Source organism: Desulfosporosinus shakirovi, from assembly GCF_020595055.1.
Classification (GTDB): Bacteria; Bacillota; Desulfitobacteriia; order Desulfitobacteriales; family Desulfitobacteriaceae; genus Desulfosporosinus; species Desulfosporosinus shakirovi.
In genome coordinates this window covers 189,795-212,754 of record NZ_JAJDOO010000002.1, presented here as the reverse complement: position 1 = coordinate 212,754, position 22,960 = coordinate 189,795, and the positions used below count along the sequence as shown (strand labels likewise).

The 22,960-nt window shown below is 38.8% G+C and carries 22 protein-coding genes; 4 read left to right on the top strand and 18 right to left on the bottom strand.

Annotation, left to right across the window (positions count from 1 at the left end; translation table 11 throughout):
* Positions 1-19: 19 nt before the first annotated feature.
* The 4 genes from LJE72_RS03080 to LJE72_RS03070 form a co-directional block, all read right to left on the bottom strand.
* Positions 20-562, bottom strand: coding sequence for a signal peptidase I (locus LJE72_RS03080; RefSeq protein ID WP_229246162.1), 543 nt, complete (start codon positions 560-562; stop codon positions 20-22).
* 169 nt (positions 563-731) lie between these two features.
* Positions 732-1,262, bottom strand: coding sequence for a hypothetical protein (locus tag LJE72_RS03075; protein ID WP_229246161.1), 531 nt, complete (start codon positions 1,260-1,262; stop codon positions 732-734).
* Positions 1,263-1,324: 62 nt separating this feature from the next.
* Entirely contained in the window at positions 1,325-1,459 is a 135-nt protein-coding gene (locus LJE72_RS26140; protein ID WP_282437818.1) for a hypothetical protein, read from the bottom strand.
* Positions 1,460-1,508: 49 nt separating this feature from the next.
* Complete coding sequence (locus tag LJE72_RS03070) at positions 1,509-2,462, bottom strand: cellulose binding domain-containing protein (protein ID WP_229246160.1); 954 nt, start codon at positions 2,460-2,462, stop codon at positions 1,509-1,511.
* Positions 2,463-3,058: 596 nt separating this feature from the next.
* Between LJE72_RS03070 and LJE72_RS03065 the strand changes: the two genes are divergently transcribed.
* The 3 genes from LJE72_RS03065 to LJE72_RS03055 all read left to right on the top strand — a co-directional run bounded on the left by LJE72_RS03065 (position 3,059) and on the right by LJE72_RS03055 (position 4,862).
* Positions 3,059-3,688 carry a DUF1638 domain-containing protein gene (locus LJE72_RS03065; RefSeq protein WP_229246159.1) on the top strand — a complete coding sequence of 210 codons (630 nt, stop codon included), beginning with the start codon at positions 3,059-3,061 and terminating at the stop codon, positions 3,686-3,688.
* A gap of 34 nt (positions 3,689-3,722) precedes the next feature.
* Entirely contained in the window at positions 3,723-4,034 is a 312-nt protein-coding gene (locus tag LJE72_RS03060) for a pyridoxamine 5'-phosphate oxidase family protein (protein WP_229246158.1), read from the top strand.
* Between the two features lie 141 nt (positions 4,035-4,175).
* Complete coding sequence (locus LJE72_RS03055; RefSeq protein ID WP_229246157.1) at positions 4,176-4,862, top strand: Crp/Fnr family transcriptional regulator; 687 nt, start codon at positions 4,176-4,178, stop codon at positions 4,860-4,862.
* Positions 4,863-5,131: 269 nt separating this feature from the next.
* Here the strand turns inward: LJE72_RS03055 and xylB are convergent, their stop codons facing one another.
* From xylB to LJE72_RS03025, 6 genes are all read right to left on the bottom strand, one after another.
* Positions 5,132-6,661 carry a xylulokinase gene (gene xylB / locus LJE72_RS03050; protein ID WP_229246156.1) on the bottom strand — a complete coding sequence of 510 codons (1,530 nt, stop codon included), beginning with the start codon at positions 6,659-6,661 and terminating at the stop codon, positions 5,132-5,134.
* Positions 6,662-6,710: 49 nt separating this feature from the next.
* Complete coding sequence (locus LJE72_RS03045) at positions 6,711-7,751, bottom strand: NAD(P)-dependent alcohol dehydrogenase (protein WP_229246155.1); 1,041 nt, start codon at positions 7,749-7,751, stop codon at positions 6,711-6,713.
* Positions 7,752-7,887: 136 nt separating this feature from the next.
* Entirely contained in the window at positions 7,888-8,877 is a 990-nt protein-coding gene (locus LJE72_RS03040) for a sugar ABC transporter substrate-binding protein (RefSeq protein ID WP_229246154.1), read from the bottom strand.
* A 133-nt stretch (positions 8,878-9,010) separates the two neighbouring features.
* Positions 9,011-10,003 carry an ABC transporter permease gene (locus LJE72_RS03035; protein ID WP_229246153.1) on the bottom strand — a complete coding sequence of 331 codons (993 nt, stop codon included), beginning with the start codon at positions 10,001-10,003 and terminating at the stop codon, positions 9,011-9,013.
* Positions 9,987-11,516 carry a sugar ABC transporter ATP-binding protein gene (locus LJE72_RS03030; protein ID WP_229246152.1) on the bottom strand — a complete coding sequence of 510 codons (1,530 nt, stop codon included), beginning with the start codon at positions 11,514-11,516 and terminating at the stop codon, positions 9,987-9,989. The genes LJE72_RS03035 and LJE72_RS03030 overlap by 17 nt, the downstream gene beginning before the upstream one ends.
* Before the next feature lie 398 nt (positions 11,517-11,914).
* Positions 11,915-13,039, bottom strand: a complete 1,125-nt coding sequence (locus LJE72_RS03025; protein WP_229246151.1) for an ROK family transcriptional regulator — start codon at positions 13,037-13,039, stop codon at positions 11,915-11,917.
* 148 nt (positions 13,040-13,187) lie between these two features.
* Here LJE72_RS03025 and LJE72_RS03020 point away from each other — a divergent pair, with 148 nt between their 5' ends.
* A complete protein-coding gene (locus LJE72_RS03020) occupies positions 13,188-13,991 on the top strand; it encodes an SDR family NAD(P)-dependent oxidoreductase (RefSeq protein ID WP_229246150.1) in 804 nt (267 codons plus the stop codon).
* 444 nt (positions 13,992-14,435) lie between these two features.
* Here the strand turns inward: LJE72_RS03020 and LJE72_RS03015 are convergent, their stop codons facing one another.
* From LJE72_RS03015 to LJE72_RS02975, 8 genes are all read right to left on the bottom strand, one after another.
* The gene (locus LJE72_RS03015) at positions 14,436-15,389 is read right to left on the bottom strand and encodes an anti sigma factor C-terminal domain-containing protein (protein ID WP_229246149.1); all 954 of its coding nucleotides are present in this window, start codon (positions 15,387-15,389) and stop codon (positions 14,436-14,438) included.
* 151 nt (positions 15,390-15,540) lie between these two features.
* Positions 15,541-16,017, bottom strand: coding sequence for a GNAT family N-acetyltransferase (locus LJE72_RS03010; protein WP_229246148.1), 477 nt, complete (start codon positions 16,015-16,017; stop codon positions 15,541-15,543).
* A 31-nt stretch (positions 16,018-16,048) separates the two neighbouring features.
* A complete protein-coding gene (locus tag LJE72_RS03005) occupies positions 16,049-16,927 on the bottom strand; it encodes a radical SAM protein (protein WP_229246147.1) in 879 nt (292 codons plus the stop codon).
* Positions 16,928-17,134: 207 nt separating this feature from the next.
* Positions 17,135-18,292, bottom strand: a complete 1,158-nt coding sequence (locus tag LJE72_RS03000; RefSeq protein WP_229246146.1) for a DUF4317 family protein — start codon at positions 18,290-18,292, stop codon at positions 17,135-17,137.
* Positions 18,293-18,537: 245 nt separating this feature from the next.
* Positions 18,538-19,362, bottom strand: a complete 825-nt coding sequence (locus LJE72_RS02995) for an ion transporter (protein ID WP_229246145.1) — start codon at positions 19,360-19,362, stop codon at positions 18,538-18,540.
* Positions 19,363-19,894: 532 nt separating this feature from the next.
* Complete coding sequence (locus LJE72_RS02985; protein WP_229246144.1) at positions 19,895-20,896, bottom strand: 4Fe-4S binding protein; 1,002 nt, start codon at positions 20,894-20,896, stop codon at positions 19,895-19,897.
* 350 nt (positions 20,897-21,246) lie between these two features.
* The gene (locus LJE72_RS02980) at positions 21,247-22,476 is read right to left on the bottom strand and encodes a (Fe-S)-binding protein (protein WP_229246143.1); all 1,230 of its coding nucleotides are present in this window, start codon (positions 22,474-22,476) and stop codon (positions 21,247-21,249) included.
* Positions 22,477-22,549: 73 nt separating this feature from the next.
* Positions 22,550-22,738 (bottom strand): ferredoxin, encoded by a 189-nt coding sequence (locus LJE72_RS02975; RefSeq protein ID WP_073032806.1) that lies wholly within the window; start codon positions 22,736-22,738, stop codon positions 22,550-22,552.
* Positions 22,739-22,960 lie beyond the last annotated feature (222 nt).

The window sequence follows — 22,960 nt, the reverse complement described above, 5'->3', positions numbered from 1 at the left end:
TTCTCCCCTAAGATTTGCTTTAGGTTAAGGGTATTTTGGCAACAAAAACTCCGATCACCCGGTTTGAGGTGAGTAGTTCCTGATCCGCTGAATTTCCCGGATTATCCCCCTTTGTACGGTAAGATTCACTGCCGTCGTCATTAACAACCACCTCAATAATCCGATGGGTGACAATAGCATTGGATAAGGTTTTAAATGTAACAATGTCATTTATTTTGAGATTTTCCGGGTTTTTAGGTTTCCGACTGACAATCACTGCTCCGATCTTCAGCGTAGGCTCCATACTGCCGGACTCTATAGCAAAAAGTTGAAAACCCAGGATGTTGGGAATTTCTCCCCTGCTCTTTGTCATTTGGATCGAAATAATGGACCACACAATGAGTAAGCAGAGAGCTAAAAATATAGCCCCACCGACTGTTTTCATAGCCTGCCTTCTTTGCGGCAGCAGGCCTCCGGACGGTTCTTTTCCTGAAGATATTCCCGCCATCTTTTCTTTTTCACGTTGGATTTCTTGTCGCATTGCCTCTATTTGTTCCTGGGTCGTATACTTTGTTTCTGTCATGCCTCAACCTTCTTTTCGAGGATCCGGTATAGCTCAAAGGATTACTCCCTTATATTATGTCCTATGGACATATAAAAAATTAGAGCACGACACATTGAACATATAAACAGGGCGCGAGTCCATGAAGGTACTCGTGCCCTGTTTAGAAATTTTAACGATTCATCTGCCTTTATTTCTGATTACCGGTTACAGACACCTTAACGGCTGTTCCATAATCTGCTCCAGCATAACTGATATCTAAGTTATTATCGCTGGGCCAGTTAACAGATACAGTATAGGTTTTCTCTTGTCCGCTTGCGCTCAACGCGAATTCGTCGTTAAATACTATTTTACCGCTTGAGTTTACAGTGCCAACAATGTCGCCGTTGGAATTATTAACGGTCACTACCAGCGGAGCAATCATGCTTTTGCCGTTCTCCGCCATAACATCCACAGCAAAATCCAAATCCATCCCCGTCTCACTTATAACTGAACCGTCATAGTTTTTCACACTGAACTGCCAATCCACTGTTTCAGACGGGGCTATTTTTACATTTTTCGTAAAAGTATCCGTACCGCCTTTTACTAGAATAAATTCTTTGGCTACAACACTGCCTTCCGCAATGTTGTCAATAGTCGTCGTATACATTGCCAGTGTCCCTGCGATCACGGATGTCGATAAAATCAAGACAAGTGCGACAATCGTTAGTACTTTTTTCATCATTTTTCCTCCAATTTTCATATTCGATTTGATTATTGATTTGAATTCGGTTTATCGGTTCTTTATCTTGTGTGAAAATCAGGGTAAATGCTCGTACCGAAACTGGTAACACTTGTATAGTTGGAAAGGGTGCCAACGGTTAAGGAAACAAATAGTACAGCGCTTAAGGCAAGAAGCAAGAGAATCTTTTTCCTCATTTACCCTCCTCCTCATCGCATTCATATAATCGGCTCAGTATCCCTTAGTTCAGGGAGCCATGCCAAATTGACAAGTTAAATCCACATTGGTGATATCGCTTATATTGCTTCCACCAACACTGATAGTTTGAATTGCCTCAGTACCCATCCCTTTTGCCGGACCGCCGAAAGACACGCTTTGTCCCGGCAATATATTATCTGTAGCCTGGTTGTTATACCCAGGGTTGATAAATTTGTAGTATCCCGGTGGCGAATCAGATACCAGTTTGGCATTACTCCAAACCTCAGTCAGCTTGTCTGTGGGAAGGAAAAAGCCAATGCTCCAATTGTTGATAGGTTCAGAAGTATTATTGGTAATGGTGACTTTATAGTTATACTGATAAATACCACTTTGTCCGTTCTGCCACGGGGTTGTTGTCTCATAACGCACATCGACCCCCTGGGAAGGGTCTCCCGGATCAACAGCACTGAAAGGGCTCTGGGAAGCAACAGCATCCACATTAATCTTCGTTCCGTAATTGCCGCCTGAATACTTAACGTCGGAAGCTCCCTCATCCGGCCAGGATATCTCCACCAAGTAATTCTGCTCCTGGCCATTAACCGCAAGAGGAAACAATCCCACCACAGCAAAGCTTCCCACTCCCGTCACACTGTTAAGCGCATTGCCCTTCGAGTCCTTGACGGTGACTTTTAATGGTTCTATTGCTTTTTTACCTGACACAGCTTGCACATTAAAGGTAAGTTTGTAGTACATATCTGTTTCTGATACGATATTATTTTCATAGTTTTTGACCTTGAACTGCCACTGAGTTGTCTCAGACGGCGCTATTTTCAGTCCCTGCTGAAAGGTATCCGTACCTTCCCCAACAAAGATGAACTCTTTGGCAACTACACTGCCCTCAGCCAAGTTGTCAATGGAGACAGTATACATAGCCAGCGTTCCTGCCACAATCGAACTTAACATGATTAAAACTAATGTCAACAAAAAAAGGAGTTTTTTCATGATCACCTCAATTAATGTAATTAATCATTACGATATTTCAATAATATACGTTTCCATAGCACTTTCTATTACTTTGATATAATAGCACGAGCAAAATACTACGTCAATTTGTATAATAAACCAATTTTAACAATCTATAATAACATATGGTTAATGTATACAATTATAATATTAATCACAAATTGAAAATATTCCAATAGGTATCTTTAAAATAAATATTCCAACAGAATATTAGGTTACTTATATATTAAACAATAAGTTTTCAGCGTAATAATCTCACTTCATTGTGCGTTAAAGATATGTCATCATAAATGCGGTCACCGGCCTCTAGCTTCTTCTACCTCTCCCTGATTTCCGTTGTACTATTATCAAATGTTCCGCCTTGCGGATCAAAGGAGATCGTTACCTTCTCGCCTTGCTGAGTTACACCTTTATTCCCCAACGTCCTTTTTCAACAACCATTATTTTTTCCTTTTTTGTTAATTATTTAACATTTATCTTTTTTGCCCCATGTTAAGATCACATAAGACGAGTCTGGTTGTTAGATCCAATGACTTATAGTACAACGATGCTCAGAGAAGAGGTGATATATTAATATGGAGGTACGCATTGTTGCCTGCGGTATTTTCCAACTGGAGCTTGAGCAGGTTCTAGAGGAAATAAGAACCGAATGGACATCTGATGCCGTGTTTAAAGTTATCTATACAGCACCAGCTTTGCATGTAGACTATGAAAAACTGAAAGCTGGCATCACCGATGCGCTAAATGATAATTCGACCGAAGAAAAGACGGTCCTCTTTTTTGGCTCTATGTGCCATCCTGAGATGAGCGAGTTCACAGAAAAATATCATGTTATTAGCTTGCAGCCCAGGAATTGTATTGAATTGATTTTAGGTAAGGAGAGACAGGAGAAACTAGAAAAATCGGTTAAGATATTTTACCTTACTCAAGGTTGGTTGGAAAATTGGCGAAAAATTTTCATTCAAGCACAAGGCTGGGACGAAATTGACGCTAGGCAGAATTTTGGTTTCTACGATAAAATTTTGCTCCTCGACACCGGTGTTTCCGAGTTCAATGATGAGGCTATCTTAGATTTTTTCGAATATACACAGGTGCCAATCGAAATTGAGAGCGTTGATCTGTCAGTTTTCAAAAAGAATGTGGTTGAAACTCTAGAGAAAGCTTTAGACAAAGCAACCTCTACTTACACCAATAAAGTTAAGTGACATAATCACTAAAAGTTACAAGGAGTGAATTTAAATGGTTATAACTCAAGAGATTAAAGATGTAATATCAAAGGCTCCGTTTATTCCTATTACAACTGCTTCTGTCCATGGAGAACCACACATGATCGTGGTTGGAAAAGTAGCGGAAATAAGAGAAGCCGACGTACTAGGGTTTGGTATCTACAAGATGGAGATCACTCAGCAGAACATCAAAGATAACGGAATGATGCAGGTTATAATAGCAACTATGGAAGGTGGCCCAAAAGGCTTCAGGCTTACAGGCAAAGCATGTATAGAGGAGAAAATGATTTTATTTAAGGCAGAAAAAGCAGAAGTACTTCTGTAAATTTTTCCGAAAATGCACAATAATTCCGCTTATGACAGGCGGAATTATTGTGCATTTCAGGTTTTCAAGTATTATAGTAGTATCGGGCATTTTCCGATATACTCAATTTATAGCAACCGTTGATACATGAGGAGGAAAAGTATGAAGCGTTGCATCATCTGTCTGCAGCAATTGGACCTATTTCAGGGACTGGAACAAGATCAACTTACAAACTTGTGCCAATGTACGCAAAGAAAGAGATTGTCCAGAGGACACTACCTTTTTCGTCAAGGAGAGGCCACAAGTACCATATACCTTATAAAATCGGGTAAGCTGAAACTCGTACAAACTACAGAAGAGGGCAATGAAACAATTCTGGATATATGCGGACCCGGTGAAGTCTTAGGTGAATTGTCCTTATATCAAGAACAAAATGAGCATTCAAGCGCCATAGCCATGGAAGATGTTTGCATATGCTGTTTCAGTAAACTCCAATTTGAGGCGTTAATCAAACAAGATCCTTCCTTTGCCATGAGGATTATTGGCTACTTAGGGCAAAAACGTTATGAAACCATGTTGAAATTGGGAAAAGAAGCAGGACTACCTGTAAAAGAGAGATTGTTGCAACTTTTTTATCGTTTAGCAGAACAATATGGACAAAAATCGTCAACCTCGACGTTGATAGATCTAAAAATTACCCAGCAGGAATTAGCCGATATGATTGGCTCTTCGCGTGTTATGGTCATTCAGGCGCTTAAAGAGTTTAAAGCGGCTAATATAATTGACCGGGAAAATAGATATTTCGTCTTGAAAAATGACCCTTGCATCAGTATTCATACATTTGATTAATACACCAGCCCGCCAGTGGCAGATATAGCACCAGAACTCCGCTTCAAGGAGGCGCAACCTTCGCACGATATGTCCCAGAACTGCGGAATTTACATATCAGAAGAATTGAACTCGCCAAGATAACCTGAAATGCCTTAGAGAATAGTGATTTGAGGTATTTCACAGAAAGCTTAAGGGGTTATAACGAAACAATAGTTTCGTTATAACCCCTGTCATTATACTGAGTAGGTTCACTACAAAGCTCTCTTGTAACCCTGCCGTTCACAGACTTATTTTGGGAGTTTAGATAAATACTTAAATGACCCCTCTAAATCAATATACAATTTCTTATAAAGCTGATAATACTCATCGTACACCTTTCGGGTAGAAAAGTTTGGCTTCTGGATACTATTCTTAATAACTAAATTGTCACAGGCATTTTCTACTGAATCATAGATTCCTGCTCCAACTCCTGCTAGTATCGCTACACCAAAGGCAGGCCCTTCATCCGCTTTGATGGTGCTTACAGGGCAACCGTACATATCTGCAAGCATCTGTCTCCAAACGGAACTTCTTCCTCCGCCACCACAGGCTATCATATCTTCTACGTTAACTCGCATTTCCTTAAAGACATCAACACATTCAAGCTGGGAAAAGGCTACCCCCTCCATTACGGCACGAATCATGTTAGCGCGATTATGCGAAGCAGACAATCCGAAAAATACCCCTCTGCAATAAGGATCCGGATGAGGAGATCGTTCCCCCATCAAGTAGGGTAGATAAACTAATCCCCCTGCTCCTGGCATAACTTGTTCGGCCATGGTATTCATGACAACATAAGGGTCAACCCCTAGTTTTTCAGCCTCCATCATTTCCTCAGAGCAACAAGTATCTCTCAACCATTTCAAAGATAAACCGGCACCCAAGGTGCAACTCATGACCGTCCACTTCCCTGGTACGGCACTGCAAAATGTATGCACCCTGCCCTTAAGGTCAATGGAAACATCATCTGAAATGGCGTAAATTACCCCGGAAGTCCCGATGGTCGTAAAAGCATTCCCCGCCCTTACAACCCCTGTACCAACTGCGGCAGCTGAGTTGTCCGCTGCACCGCCCACAACGATTGTGCCCTCGCGAAGTCCCGTTAAGTCTGCTGCCCTTCTGTGTACCTTACCTGTAATATCTGGCGATTCATAGATCTTCCCCAGCATAGACTTGTCGATATTAAATTTATATAATATTTCATCAGACCAACAACGATTAGGAATATCCATAAGTTGCATACCTGAAGCATCTGACATTTCCGTAGCAAATTCACCCGTAAGCATATAGCGGATATAATCCTTAGGAAGCAAAATATGAGCACATTTCTCATAAACTTCAGGTTCATTGTTCTGAACCCAGAGAATTTTAGAAGCAGTAAAACCTGTAAGTGCAGGATTGGCCGTAATTTCAATAAGCCTTTTTTCACCGATTATTTTATTCATTTGCTGGCATTCATTGTCTGTTCTCTGATCGCACCAAATGATTGAATTTCTCAAGATGGTTCCATTTTTATCGAGCATTACAAGTCCATGCATCTGTCCGGAAAGACCTATTCCGGCAATTCCGGAGGCATCAATACCACTCTCTTTAATAACGTATTTAATACCATTACATGTCGCATTCCACCAATCAGAAGGGTCTTGCTCTGCCCAACCATTTGCTGGCTGATATAATGGGTATTCAATCGTCTTTGAAGAGATGGCGTTTCCGGCAAGATCAAACAACACAGTTTTTGTACCCGAGGTCCCTAAATCAACGCCCAGTAAATATTGCATCGCGCATCCCTCCTGGTTTAGCAGTCTACGAATATTGGTAGAAATAGATTTAGCCGATTTTTATAACAGCTTTAACAACCTCTTCTTTATGGTTAATTGCGAAGTCAAAAGCATTGGCAACATCTTCAAAATCAAACTCATGGGTAATAATTCCAGAGATATCAATAATCCTTTTTGAAATTGCATCGATGGCTTGAGGATAGATATTTCTGTAACGAAAGACGGATTTTATTTCCGCTTCTTTAGCCATAATTTTTGCAAAGTTATATTCGATAGTATCCTGAGGCGCCATGCCAACAAGAACGATACATCCACCATTCTTGACAAGATAAGGGGTTTGAGCAATTGTTTGGGTAGACCCAGCAGTTTCGATAACAATATCGACGCCTTTTTTGTTCGTAAGTTTATCGATTTCAGCTAAAACATCCACTTCTTTGGCATTTAAAACGGTGGTTGCTCCCAGTTTCTTAGCATATTCCAACCTTTTTGGAATAACGTCCACAACTGTAATATCCGTTGCACCAAAGGCCTTACACGCCAGAAGTGTAACAAGACCTATAGTACCTGAGCCGAGGATCACCACTGAATCTCCTAACTTAACATTACCCTGAGCTGCGGCATGCATGCCAACTGCTAATGGCTCAACAAGGGCACCTTCTTTAGTTGAGATATTTTCTGGCAGCTTAAAGGCCATGTTTTCCGGAAATGCAATGTAGTCCATTAAGCAACCATGATAGGGTGGTGTGGCTAAGAATTCTACATCCGGGCAAAGATTGTATCTGCCTGTTTTGCAAAATTCGCATTGACCACAAGTACATCCCGGTTCTAAAGCTACTTTATCTCCAACTTTGAGATTTTCCACACCTGATCCGATGGCAGCTACTGTTCCCGCACATTCATGACCCAGTATAAAATCACCACTGACGATAAAATCTCCTATTTTCCCGTGTTCCAAATAATGCACGTCAGACCCGCAAACTCCTACATATTCAAGTTTTACAAGGACTTGTTTTTCTTTCGGTACAGGGATTTCGATTTCCCGGATTTCCAATTTGTTGAGACCGGTCATGTAGGCTGCTCTATTTTTCATTGAGTACCCCTCCTTGAGTAATGTAAGTTAGTTAAAAATGGTGCAATCACATATGAACGTTAGGGTAGATGTTAGCCAACAGGACATTCATCCCTAAGGGAGAATGTCCTGCGTACTCCAGAGAGCCATAAAAGTACTATTTAATCGTTCCGGATTTTTTTAGGATTTCAATGTATTCATCAACATTTTCCTTAGTAACCAGGGGGTTACCAATATCAGTGTTAATCTCTTTTTCTGCACCAGTTAAAAGCTTGTTACTTGCATCAAGCATTTTCTCTGCAAGTTCATTAGCATTTTGCAAACAAGTAGACGTCATTTTGCCTTCTTTAATGAGGAATAATGCTTCAGCAGTTCCGTCAACACCATAGGCAAACATTTTTGTATACTTTGGATTGTCCTTAACTACTTCAAGTGCTCCGGCAGCCATGTTATCATTCATGGCAATAACAGCATCAATTTTATCGTTAGCTTGAACCCAGTCTTCCATATATTTCATAGCTTCATCTTTGTTCCAATTAGCGATTTGCTCACCAACAATTTTAACATCTGGGCGTTTGTCAAAGAACTCTTTCTGCCAACTGGCACGACGCTCATCGGCATGGAAGTTACCGGAAGGTCCTTTTAGAACAACGACTTTTGCATCCTGTGGAATTTGTGTTAAAGCTGCACGTGCATTAACCGCTGCTTGCTCATAAGGTTGAGCATCAACTGACGATGCACCTTCAATACCGGAAATACGTGCATTAGTTGTAATTGCAAAGATACCTGCTTTAACGACCTTTTCTACATAAGGTCTTTGAGATTCGCCACTATTTGGCTGTACGATTACCAGATCAAATTTGTTGGTTATAGCATTCTCAATCATAGAGTTTTCTTTATCATCGTTTGCCTGACCATCGAAAACCTCTAGGGTAATATTCGGATATTTCTTAGCTTCATCTCTAACTGCATTAGCAAGCCAAGCCGCAAATGAATCGGATTGGGCGCGTGCTATGTAGGCAACCTTGTATGTTTTTTCGCTGGACGAGTCACTCTGGGCAGGTGTTGTTGGCTTACTTGATGAACAACCGGCTAATAAAGCCACCATTAATAACACTGAAACTACGCTTAACAGTTTTTTCTTCATCTTTTTTCTCCATCCTTCTCTCTTGTAAAGTTATATTTTTTAAACAGCAAGGCTTATTAATTGAAGTTCATAAATTACTTCGTTCAAGAATTTGATGATTTCTCATCATTAAACAAGCCTTAAACTGATATTTTTATTGTTTATCTGCTCCCAGATCCTCGGCTTTGACTAACGTAGCTTTTGCTCTGCGGTTCCTTGATCGAATATCGTAGATTACAGCAAGCGCGATAATGGTGCCGCGAACTATTTGTTGCATATACGAATCTACATTGTTTAAGTTCATAATGTTATCTAAAAATCCGACAATAAATGCACCGGCAAGGGTTCCTCCTACAGTACCAATACCTCCGGAAAAGCTCGTTCCCCCAATAATAGCTGCGGTTAGAGCGGTAAACTCATAATTGATAGCGCCATTCGGTAGACCCGCATTGACACGGGACATGAATAGAACACCCGCAATCCCTACAAAAATACCATTAATGATAAAAGCAGTGTATTTAACCTTATGAACGTTAATCCCTGAGGCAATAGCCGCTTCTTCATTACCTCCGACAGCATAAAGAGAACGTCCAAATCGTGTATGATTCAACAAATACCAGGTTAGAATTGCAATCGCTATTAGAAAAATAATAGGAATGGGAATAACTCCAATTGATTCCTGTCCTAATTCCGTAAATTTTCCCAATTGAAGGATGTTCTGTCCCTTCGTGTACAGAAGTGCCACACCACGAGCCACTGTAAGCATTGCCAATGTAGCAATAAAAGGAGGTGCTTTAAAGGTACTAACCATGATGGCATTAATTACGTTACATACAATCCCAGTCAGAATACCTACAGTTAGCGCTAATAACAAAGAGCCTGTCGCTTTATAGGTAGATACTGCAAATACTCCGGCAAGTGCCAGGACTGACCCTGATGATAAGTCCAGCATTCCACTGATGATAAGCAGTGTCGCACCCAGTGCCAGGATAGTGGTAACTGATAACTGCCTAGAAATGTTGGTTAAATTATTGACTGACAAAAAGTTAGGATTTGCCAGTGAACATACAATGAATAACCCGACTAGAATCATATAAATGCTGTATTTCTTTTTAACAGTACTCCAAAAATTACTTCCTAATTTCATTTAAGTTCACCCCCTCAGCTGTCAAAGTTCCGGTAGCATATCTCATAATGAGCTCTTGAGAAAAGTCTCCTCGATTTATCTCCCCTGTGATTGTTCCTTTGGCCATGACATAAATCCTGTCACACATCCCAATGACCTCAGGGAGTTCAGAAGAAACGATAATTACGACTTTACCCTCTTTAGCTAAATCCGTCATAAGCTTATAAATTTCCAACTTGGCGCCGACATCAATACCTCGAGTAGGTTCATCCAAGATTAGAATATCAGGATTTCTTATCATCCATTTGGCGAGAACAACCTTTTGCTGATTACCTCCGCTCAATGATGCTATAGGTGTATCTATGGTTGGTGTTTTAATTCTCATTTTATTAAGAATTTCGGAGACCAGTTTCTTCTCAACTTTTTTATGATTCCTGTAAGCATAAAAAACACTTTTCAAATTAGAAAGGGTCGTGTTTTCTTTCACTGACCGCATAGGAATTATACCGTATCGTCGCCTATCCTCTGAAAGCATGACCATCCCATGATCGATACTCTGACGCACGTTTTTAATCGAAACTTCCTTGCCTTTAATTTTTACAACCCCGGATGTTTTTGGATCAAGGCCAAATAGAGCGCGCATAACTTCGGTTCTTCCGGCACCCATTAGCCCAGCAAATCCTAAAATTTCCCCTTTTTTAACATGGAAATTAATATTATGGAATACATTGGCGCAATTCAAGTTTTCAACCTGAAGCATATCTTCCCCAATAGCAACGTGTTCTTTTGGAAAGGTCGTGGTAAGTTTACGCCCCACCATCAAGGCAATAACCGTTTCGATGTCCAGTTCTTCCTTAGGGTGGCTTTCTACAACCGTTCCATCTCTTAACACTGTTATATCATCCGCTATCTGGAAAACCTCATCTAACTTATGAGAGATATAGATGATGCTTACCCCTCTAGCTTTAAGTTCTCTTATCTTAACGAATAGTTTTTCTACTTCCTTAAGTGTGATCGCCGAGGTGGGCTCATCCATGATGATGATATCGGACTTGTAGGAAATAGCTTTAATGATTTCCAGCATCTGAATATCTGATATAGTAAGATCTTTAAGTGGGGTCGTCGGAGAATAGGGTAGATTTTCTGCCAGTAAGAGCTCTTTAGTGCGTCGTCTTACCTCTTTCCAATTAACATTGCCGAACCTTTTAACGGGGAGATTTCCAAGAAAAAGATTCTCTTCAACTGTCATCTCAGGAACATAACTCATCTCTTGAAATATCATGGAGATCCCTAGAGTTCTCGCTTGGATAGGATTATTGATTTTCACCGGTTTTTCATCTATGTAAATCTGACCACTATCCGGTTGATAAATTCCATTAATAATTTTCATTAATGTTGATTTTCCCGCCCCGTTTTCTCCGCACAATACATGGACAGAACCTTTTTTGACAGCGAAATCAATCTTATCAAGAGCCTTAACACCCGGAAACGATTTCTCAATCTGTGATACTCGCAGCTTAATATTTTCTTTCATTTTCTTCCCCCATGAGATTATTTGTTTAATCCTTTCTCATGCTGATTCTAAAATCAGAATAGAGTCTTACTTTAACATCCCTCATATTTCACCACTTAAACATTTGTAAAAAACGAACTTATTTTCCCGTGATTTATATAAGACTTTTGTAAATATATTTTAATAAGATTCAATAAAATTATATCTTTTTTTTCACTTAAGTCAACCTGTGTTTGACTAGTAAAGTTATACATTTCTGAATTAATTTTGTCATCTGAACTCTATGGTTATTTCCATTTTTCTGCAACACACAAACATGAAAAATCATCTTGCCTGAATTACTAAGTTATCCAGTAAAGATGATAACATCATTAGAATTGGTACTCCTTGCAATGGTTGAGTAGGTTAAAGAAATATATTTAAATATTATTGATAAAGGTTTCGACATGTTGCAGGGCTGCGCCAACAGCTGTTGCCTCCAACCTATATTTACAGACATGCAGATAACTTCCGTCTACCTCAAACGAATTTCTTTTTGATACTAATTCTCTTAATTGATCAATGTACTCATCCATATAGGCTCCGGCATATCCGCCTAGAATTACATTACAATCATAGAGCATTCTTAAATTGTTGATAATGATGACCAAATGCGAGAGATATTCTTCCCAAAGAGTTTTTTGAGGTTCATTATTTAATCTTAGAAATTTAAAGAACTCAGCAATATTCCCCTTGGTGCTATCTGATAGGATTTTAGCTGAGCAATATACATCAACACATCCTTTTTGTCCACAGTAACAAGTGCGACCGTTTTGAACAATTGTCATATGTCCAAACTCACCACTGCGTTGATTTTGTCCTGAAAAGATATTCTTTCCTATAATAATAGATCCACCGACACTATTATTAAGAGAAAGATATACCACGTTTTGGATATCTTCTTCATTCCATAGTTCTGCAAATCCTGCTGCATTTGCATCATTACTCAAAATGCATGGATATGGTATAAATTCACTAAAATCCTTCACGCTTCCCCCTTTGAAATCGATAACAGTTGCGTAATTCACCCTTTGTTTATCTGCTGATAATATTGCAGGTAAGGCAATACCTACACCTAAAATCTTCGAACTTTCTATTGTGCAATCATTAATGAATCGCTGTACTAAGTTTCCAACTCCTGCAAAGTATTCTTTAGAATTGACAAATGGATATTGCTTTCGGACATTTTTGATCAACTTTCCGCTTAAATCTATTAATACAATTCCAACATGATTACGAGTGATATCTAATCCAATAGCATATTTATGACTATTAAACGTAATAGCCTTCGCTTTTCTGCCTCCTGTAGACTCGAATAAACCTGTCTCAATAATTAAATCTCTCTCTTGTAACTCTTTAAGATTTTGGGTGACGGTGGGTAAACTCATATTTAGAGTCTGAGCTATTTCTTGAATCGAGATAGGATCCCGCTTATATAAAAATTTGTAGATAGCATTTCGATTGATCTTTCTCACTTCAATGCTATTCACTCTGCTTATTGTCATCGTATCCCCCGACTTTCATAAATGTGTTTTAATAATGTATTTATATTATTATATTTTTGTTGTTTTTTCAATTACACTTTGCTTAAAGTTGTCCTGTAAAAGGATAGGAGGTATTATACTCATAGCACAATTTTTCAGGAGGTATATGATGACTGAAACTAATACTTCAAATCCCTCAATTGATTTATCGGGAATCCGTATAGTTGTGACCGGTGCCTCAAGCGGTATTGGACTTGCAATGGCGGAAGGTCTTCTTCGTGCAGGGGCTACGGTTGCTCTGGCCTCAAGACCAGGAGTAAAACTGGATAATCAAGTTAAGCGACTTAAATTATCGGGTTTGAATGCATACGGATTGCCTTTAGATGTTCGGTCGGAGACATCGGTTGCGGATTCAGTTGAATGGGTACAGAGAACCTGGGGGAAACTTGATGTTTTAGTCAATAACGCTGGAATTGGTATGCGTACAGTAAATACGCGATTCATGGTAGAACCACAACCCTTTTTCCAAGTTACCCCTGACGGATTCCGAAATTTAATCAACACAAATCTTACGGGTTATTTTCTTGTGGCCCGAGGGTTTACCCCACTTATGATTAACCAAGGACATGGAAAAATTATCAACATTATGATAAATCATGAAACCACGAGGTGCAAGGGCTTTATCCCCTACGGCCCTTCTGGTTACGGAGCTGAGTCACTGTCATACATAATGGCAGAGGATCTCCGCCCATATGGAATAACCGTTAATATGCTCCTTCCTGGTAGAGCAACTGATACCGGGATGATTCCCGAAGATATTAATCGTCAAATAAAATCTCCACTGTTACGCCCAATAGTTATGATAAAACCAATTATTTTCCTAGCCTCTAGCATGTCTGATGGCCTAACAGCTGAAAGAATAACTGCCTTAGAATTTTCTAAGTGTCTCCTTAAATATAATACCGTTGATTAACTCTCCCCACCTTAATACAGGACTATAGAATGGGCGGTAATCTTATCATGGAAATAATTATTATAAGAAGGCAATGGCTTATAGATTAAAGGAGTTCAAACATTGAAGTAAAGGGTGTAACTCTTGAAACTGAAGGGATTGCCATAGTGTCTCCGGTAGAAGTTCGTTTATAGCGATGTAAAAAAATCTATAGACTAAAACTTTTTTAAAAGTGTCTAGTCTATAGATATCAGGTAACGACTTGTTTCTGCTTATTGATTTTCAGTTCATGATAACTTTACCCGTAAGGTTAGCGGGCCCCGTAATGGTTATAGTCATTAGGCATCCCCCTTAAAACCCATTTTTTCTATTATCATATAAACCTAAATAATGTCGCAACCTTCAACCTCTCTATAATTCTCTGGCACATATATGACCTCTGCAAAAGATCTTGACAGGTCATAATTAATACTTATCTACTACCACTCCAAACGAAGAAGCCTTAATGTGTGGATTACCAATAAGCGACTTAAGTTCATCCTTCGTTCCATAAACGATCACCCCTAAAATAGGAACATTGGAGGAATCAGTGTAGCCTTTTGTGTCAAGTTCGTTATAGATTTCGTTATACTTGTTATCTTTACTACTTTTTAATAACTCACGGAGATTATTGTAGCCCTCGTTAAAGTCCTTAAGATCGTGGTATACGCTCACTCCTAAGACATCACTTTCTCTAATATAGGTTGCCTTACCATCGTTTTCAGCAGCTTGTTTTTTGTTTCGATCCGAATCTTCTTTTCTAAAGGCATTAATCCAATACCATGATTTCTTAACTAAAGGTAATATAGTTGGCATATCTGTTGCTATATATGGTTTATCAAAAGATAGTCCTAACTCTATAAGTTTATCTGAGGAGACCTTATCCAACTCGTCCAGATCATTCTTATATTCTTTATAGGATATTTCCGGATTAAAAAAGATCATTTTTCTGTATCCATTTTCCCAATAATCAACCGGCCATTCTCCTGCAAAACTTCCAAAGCCCTGGCTCCTTCCGAGAACAAGTGGCGTAAGTAAGCCATAGGCAGAAACCTTATTTTCCAGAACCACGGGTTTACCTGCTACATCTCTGGAGACAATAAAATCACTTCTCCCCACTAAGAAACCCATAGAATCAGTGGACTTGCTAATATAACCGTTGGGTACATGAAGCTTAATGTTATTCTCATTAAAGCCGAAGATTTCATTACTCAACTTATGTGTTATGGCTATATTAGCAAAATATATTGCAATAAATGTTACAGTAATCACAGCCAGTGATATGAAAATCATTTTTAAAGAAGACTTCCTTATCCTCTTTTTGATTGCCCTTGTTAATTTTTCATCATCAAGCATTTCATCCAATTCACTGTTGTACAATACTTCCCCCCCAAACTTTAAAATTCATTTCAGGCCCTAAAAGACGATCACAAATACAAATTTTTATTAGGGGTCATCTGCTTTTAAAAAAGTACCGGCAGACCTCGTGAAACCGGATACGCCTTCTAAAATTCAAATGCTAATCTGAACACTATAAATCTAAATACATAGCCTTACTTAAATCTTTAAAACCTTTCCTTAAATAAAATTCATCAGCATACTTATTGAAGGAATATACTTTTAATTCGATTCTTTTCATCTCTTTACTTTCAGCCCACTCAACAACTTTTCCCAAAAGTAAGGAACCGATATGATAATTATGATAATTTCTCTTAACTGCAATACTATCTAATTGTACCCATTCCCTCTTCTTGATAACTGGGAATTCAGACGACTTCTGAATGAAACATTCTGCAAAAGCCACAACTTTCGTGTCAATATCGGCAACAAAAAGTGCCTTATTACTATCTTTGATGATTTCCGATATGTACTCTTTTGCTCTTGCGTAATCTTCAGGTTTAATAAAAAGTTCAGGATGATTTAACCTGTGTTGCTCATCCAGTTCAACATAAATTTCACATAAACTTTCATAATCGTTTATGACTGCTTCCCTTACCTTTATATCCATATAGTTAAATCCTCCTGAATGAGTTAAGGCATTACAACTGTCTTAACTGCTCTCGATACTGCCTTAATTCATCTTCATCAAAATCGTCAATAGTGTCTTGCAACACTTTAAGCATCTTAGGTTTGTCTTCGGGGATTTTGCCAACCACGGGAGTAGCCATTGATACATGATTAGCAAAGACTTTAGTGCTTATATCCAGATGTTCGATAAAACATTTTAATTCTTGAACTCGTTCAAATTCTGTAGCCTCGACGAATTCACCTTTAAGTTTCTGTTCATATAAGTTTGTACCGGGTATCAGGGTTAAGGAGGTTATCCCTATACTTTTGGGCTTTAGTTGATTAAAGAATCTGGCTGTTTCTAAGGCGCTAATTTCTCCTTTGCTATGACCAGCTAAGCCATTCAAATAAATTCCATGATACGTAATTTCGACTTCCTCTAGTCGTTTGCATTGTATGACAGCTTCCTCAGCCGTATTCCCTTTATGGATTCGACTTAAGGTTTCATCATGACCGGTTTCAATCCCAATATACAACTGATTAATCCCCAATGAACGCAGTGCTTTGAGTTCTTCCCTTGATTTTATTTTAATATTGGTTACCCGAGCATACATGGAAATAGTTTCACAGAGGGGTAGATATTCTTTGATCTTTTCAGCAATTATTTTTAGTTGTTCAAAGCGTAATACGAAGGGGTCACCACCGACAAGATAGACCCTTTTCGCATCAGGGCGATCGGAACGCGACTCTCTTAAATCTTCCTCTATTTGCTCTATAGGCTCAATGCGAAATGAGACATCCTTATACATGCTGCAGAATGTACAACTGTCATGTGAACACCCAACTGTAACTTGTAATAGTAAGGTCTTAGCCTCGGCGGGTGGTCTATAGATCGTACCTGTATAATGCATTCTAACAAACTCCCTTTTAAGTTCTTAAGTGTAAGAACTTTTTTAATCATAACAATTGTTAATGGAGATGTTCCAATTATCGACAATCTTAATATTGAGACCAATTTAATATTCCACATTTTTTCTTAGACTTCCTGCCCAGATCAGTAAATAATCTAAGTAAATATAAAAAAACCAGATCTAACGATCTGGTTAAGTTTTATGATGTTAAAATTCCTCAGTAACCAAATCAAAGCCTTCAAGTGTGGCTGTGTCATCAATTCTAATCATCAAATATCGTATACCGTCCTTGGTTACTTGCTTAACATTTTTCAAATCTTGGGGTCCAATAGAAATTGACGCTGTGTTGTTGTCAATTTTAATCGACTTCGTTTCATAACTAGGGGTAATACTCGAGACTTTAAACTCGTAGTTTTCCTCACCCATAATTCCCAGAAACGAAGATCTCAACTTATCTGCGGTGTTAATCCCGCTATTTTCTAAAATTCTCTCCATATCTTTCAAACCTATTAAAGAAACTTCTCCGCTTTCTTCCTCTACGTCAAGTCGACGACCAAGTTCTTCATAAATGCTCGAAACTACTTCCGGCTCAATTTCGGCCCCTACAATGTCTCGAACAACTTCAAAAAACCGCTCTTTATCCGCCTGGGCTGTCGATTTGAAATCACAATCGAGAATGTTTTCTACAAACAAAGGATTGGGCTTGTTTTCTTTTTGGGTATAGTAAACAACCTTGTCAGTTTCTGCAGCATCTTCACTAAACGAAGGGAACATAAAACCCTCAAAAGGAGAAGCTGTATTAATGATAGCTTTTGCAGGCACACTGGTGCTAAACTCTCTTTCAATGAAATCAAAATTGAGTGAGTTTTTCGGACTGATAACAGGGCAGACACTGCATATAAAAAACCCCAAGGAGTAGGCTACGTCATTATCTACTTCACCGTTATCTTTATTTTCAGCTGACTTATATACTTCTCCTCGAACAAAACTAATCATAAAATCCAGTTCATACTTTTCGCAAGTTTCTTCAAGAATCTTACTTACGAGAGTTTGTGTCGCTTCTTTGAAATTCTTTGTTTTCAAAATTTCAAGCATTTGCTTCTGTGTTTGATTTTCACCCAGTTTATTATTTTTGAATTCTAACTCAAAAATTTTCGAATCAATCTTACCGGTTAATACTTTCTTGAAGTTTTTTAAATACAACTCTTTTTTAAGTTCGTCCATCATATCAAAGTATATTTCTTCAGAACAGAGGATATCCTTACTGTCTTGTTTGATAAAATAGCTGCATATTTCTTGAATTTTCAATTTGGAATTATTTGTTTTTAGCTCTTTACGAATGCTGGCGATATCTTCCTTGTTCAATCATCTATCTCCCTTTTATTAAATCCTTAGGCTGAACACTCCGGCCTCTCCAGCAAATAATCAATCTAAAACAATTCCAGCTTTTGTTGATCAACAAAAGCTGATGACTGATAATTCGAGTGATACCTACAGATTATATGTTATGCATACAATATTCGGCATCTTTTCTGCAATTCCTCCCAATAACAAAAGTTAACATTGATAAAAACAAAACCAGACCGCCCTAATAGGGCGATCTGGATATATTAATGTTCTAGTTCTTGTCCACAATTCTTACAGTAGTTTGCATCTTCATCTTCAATTATTATACTGCAACTGGGGCAGGATCGCTCATTACCCTTTGTTGATCTGGTTCTCGCCAGTTCACTAGAAACAATTCCAGTAGGAACTGCGATTACTCCATAACCAAGGAGCATCAGCAAAGAAGCTACTACCCTTCCAAGTGGAGTGATCGGAGTGATATCGCCGAAACCGACCGTGGTAAGCGTTACGATTGTCCAGTATACAGATATAGGTATACTATCAAAACCACTGATCTCTCCCTCGATCAAATACATTAGTGTTCCCACAATTACTACAATAACTAAAACAGCTTCTAGGAAAACAGTGATTTTAAACCTGCTAGCTTTCAGCGCATTAAGTAAAGAATAAGATTCACCAACATATCTTCCAAGATTTAAGACTCGAAATACCCTCAACAAGCGAAAAATCCTTAAGATCAAAGCGAACTGACTTCCGGCAATAAAAATACTTAAGTATGCTGGTAGTATGGCTAGCAAATCTATGATGCCGAAGAAACTTTTCAGGTATTTTAATTTACTTCTTACAATACATATTCTGGCAATGTATTCAATCGTAAACAGAACTGTGATGACCCATTCAATCCAATAAAGATACTCTAAGTAATCTTTAGATAAACTCGGCAAAGATTCCAAAAAGATACTTAAAATACTTATTAGTATCAGCCATAGAAGTGCAATATCAAAAGCCCGTCCAGCTCTGGTATCGGCCTTGAATATAATTATAAATAATTTCTCTTTCAGAGATAAGCTCTTTTGGTCGGTCCCCATATATGAAATCTCCATTTTCAGTCTGTACTTATTACATCAGATCGATATTTATTCAGTATACTACATCCATTCTAAATAATCTTCGTTTTGCCGGCCGGCAAGGGACTTTCCTCTTAAGCAGGAGGAGATGTGAAATATTCTCAATGCCGGCTTCAAGCATTTTCTCAATCTTACGATTTAAATCAAAGTCAGCAACTCTATTTCTTCATTATATCCAGCAAAAGCATCTTTTCTCCGAAGGAGAGTGTTCAAGCAGCCCTTTCCTGTACACTTCATCATAGTATCTTCTCTAACGAGAATTTCCAATCTTCATAGGTCACCTCACAATAGTATTTACTGTTTCTTTGGCATTATAAGAATTACTTCACCATTTCATTCCTTCTCCGAGGCTGTCGTAGCTTTTCCTCTTAGCATTATGGTTTACGGTCTCTTCAATCGAGACTCACTTTTAAGAAAGTCAAAAATCTTAGCCACTTAACTTTCAAGTATTTAAACACTCTCTGGAGTATATTTTACGGAATGGATTATAACCTTAAAAGTGATTTAACTGGTCCATACTTGGGATTAACATCTTATACATTTCCGTTGAGATACTCGTTTCCCAATAGCCAGTCAGTTTAGCAACACCGACTAAAGCGATCCATACAACAACTACTCCCAGAGCCAACATCCTTGGTGACAAAGGGAACGTAGTCTTAGGAAGATCAAATCTTAAAGTGTTGTTTACCGGGCACTGCTCCACACAATCTAAACACCCAGTACACTCCGGTGACCAAACGGTTAGTGCTTTATCCACTTTAATTCGGTTCGGACAAGAGATCGAACATCTTTCGCAAGATATACATGAGAGAGACTCTCTTCGGATCTTCCAAGGGCTTAACATGCCCAATAAACCTAACAAAGCTCCATAGGGACAGAGATACCGGCACCAGAAATGCTCAATAAGGATGGAAAGCAGCATCAACCCGATGACAACGCTGAATCCTACCCAAGTCATCTTCCTAAAAAAGTCTAACATCTTAATATCCGCAACCATGTTATAGGGAGTTTGTAAAAACATGTAGGTTGAAGCTCCATCCATGAGCACAAAAATGAAAAGGACAAAAAAAGCAAGAATTATATACTTTAGAGAGCGTAAAGGATAATCGAGCCAGTTTGGCAGGATAAAATTCCTCTTGAACATCTTTTTACCTAATAAAGCTAAACCCTCAGATAATGTACCAAAAGGACAAATCCAAGAACAAAATGCCCTCTTCCATAAAAGAGAAACGATCATGGCAGCCAAAAGTATCACAAGTCCGGCCGGGTGGATCTGATCAAAGATACCATTAGCGAGCCATGATTTTAAAGCAACTAAAGCACTGATCGGAAGAAATGCCTCCACTCCCGCCGGTCTTACAATGAACTGCATGGTGTCTGGATTAGTAATGCTGTAAACAAAACGGGTAAATTGAATCCCGATTAAGACAACAATAATGGTGAATAGTAATTGAATGAGTCTGCGCCAAGTGTAAATGTTTTTATGCTTCGACATAAGTTCTCCTCTTCTATGCTAATTATTCTCAATTATATAGTTTTAAGATGAATAATGTGTGATACAGTTCACGGTAAACTTAAAAAAAGGAAACCCTCTTGGATTTCTACGCATGGTTCCTTTTTAGTAAAAGCCTAAGGCAAAGGCTCCGAAATCCACTGTATCCGGTGTCTTGAGTCCTCCTAGAAAACTTCAACCTTCAACTAACCTTTAGATGTCAAGACTGACCTAAACAATATGTTAGCAGGAAAACAAGAAAATATAAAGCACAAGCAAGAATTTCTTGGCCTGTGCTTTTTGCTTTAATTCCCCTAAACTAAGGCAATTACTACTGACGAAATGTTAATGATTTAATGAGTAAATTGCTTCTCCTCATCTACTAAACCCAATGCAATTTCTATTAAGGCAGTGAGATGCATCATTTTCATACCCAGTTTGTAATGCTTATTCATATCAACAAACTGGTCCATACAGTTATGGCAAGGGATACATCCAATTGTCGCGCCTGTAGCCACTAATTGATCAACTTTAGGTTTGGCTTTTACCATACGCATTGCTTTAGTTTCAGCTACGGCACCCGCTCCTCCGCCAGCTCCACAACAAAGGTTATACTCCTTGTTAGGAAACATTTCGCGAAAATCCATTACAGTATTGCTCAACACATAGCGCTGAGGTTCAACAATCCCCTCTTTACGAACCGTATTACAGGGATCATGTAGAGTTACTGGGATTGTATTTCTGGTCTTATCTAGCACTAATGTACCGTCTTTAATCCAATCGGCATACAACTCCATTATATGGCGAACAGGGAACTGTTTCCCTTTCCAGTAATCACGCGCAAACACTCTGGTCGATCGGAAAGCATGGCCGCATTCTGTGACAATAATTTCCTTAGAGTTTAGCCTCTCAGCTTCTTCAAACATCGGGCGTGAAATTTGATCGAATTCATCGTTTTTACCCGTGAACAAACAAATATTAGTAGCATCCCACCGTTTAGAGCTGATCGTAAAGTTTGCTTTGGCCGCATGAAAAACATTCAAAATACTTTGCAGATCAGCTGGATAATGTTTAATCTCCCGAGCATTGAATCCAAAGAAGAAATCTGCATTAGGCACATCTAAAGGAATCTTATAAGTCGGATCTTTCAGCTCTTCCTGCATCATTTCTTCAATCCATTCTAATGTCTCATCATAATCAATTTGTTCAACACCCATCTGGTTACCTGTCCGTATATGATCATCAGCAATAACTTGCAGATAACCCGGCGCCTTAGCCACTTTTCCTCGAAAGGCTCTCGTGAGTGCGTTGATATTCACTCCCATTGGGCATTCCACGGTACATCGATTACACATTGTACAATTCCAAATAAAGGGGTCGTTTTCCGCTTCTTCTCGCATACCAAGGACAACTTTGCGTATGAATTTACGAGGGTCCTGATCCTTATGCAGATCGCTATAAATACAGCCAGCTGTACACATACCACAAGTGAGGCAATTAGAAAAATCATAGCCATTCAATAATTCAGCCACTTCATCACGTAAAGTCGGATCTAAACTTTTAACTCTTATTGGTTCTCCCAACTAATGTTCACCTCCGATTGACTTTAGTCAAAGCCCTCAAATTCTGCTCTTTGAAACTTCGCTCATTACTTAACTATTCAATAGCAATACAATGTGCCGGGCAACCCTCGGCAGCTTCTTTGGCCGCTGCCTCACACTCACTAGGGACTGGGTTTGTATAAGCTACTGCTAACCCGTCGGCCCCCATCTTAAAAACCTCAGGACAGAATTCAGGGCATGATTCACACCCGATGCATTCGTCCTGGTTTACTACAGCAATCATAATGTCTCCTCCTCAATTATTTGTTAAATAAGGCGAACACAATATTTAAAATTCTAAAAGATTTATGTGATAATTTTCTCTAATCATTATTAAAATGTTGAAAAGTTCGTTGGATTTTCATTTGGTCGGCAACTCTTCCTGCACAACCCTTCTAAGTCGATGAGTTGTATTGTTTCATACTCATCGGACATCAGAGTACAATTGTCTTGACAAAAGTAAAAG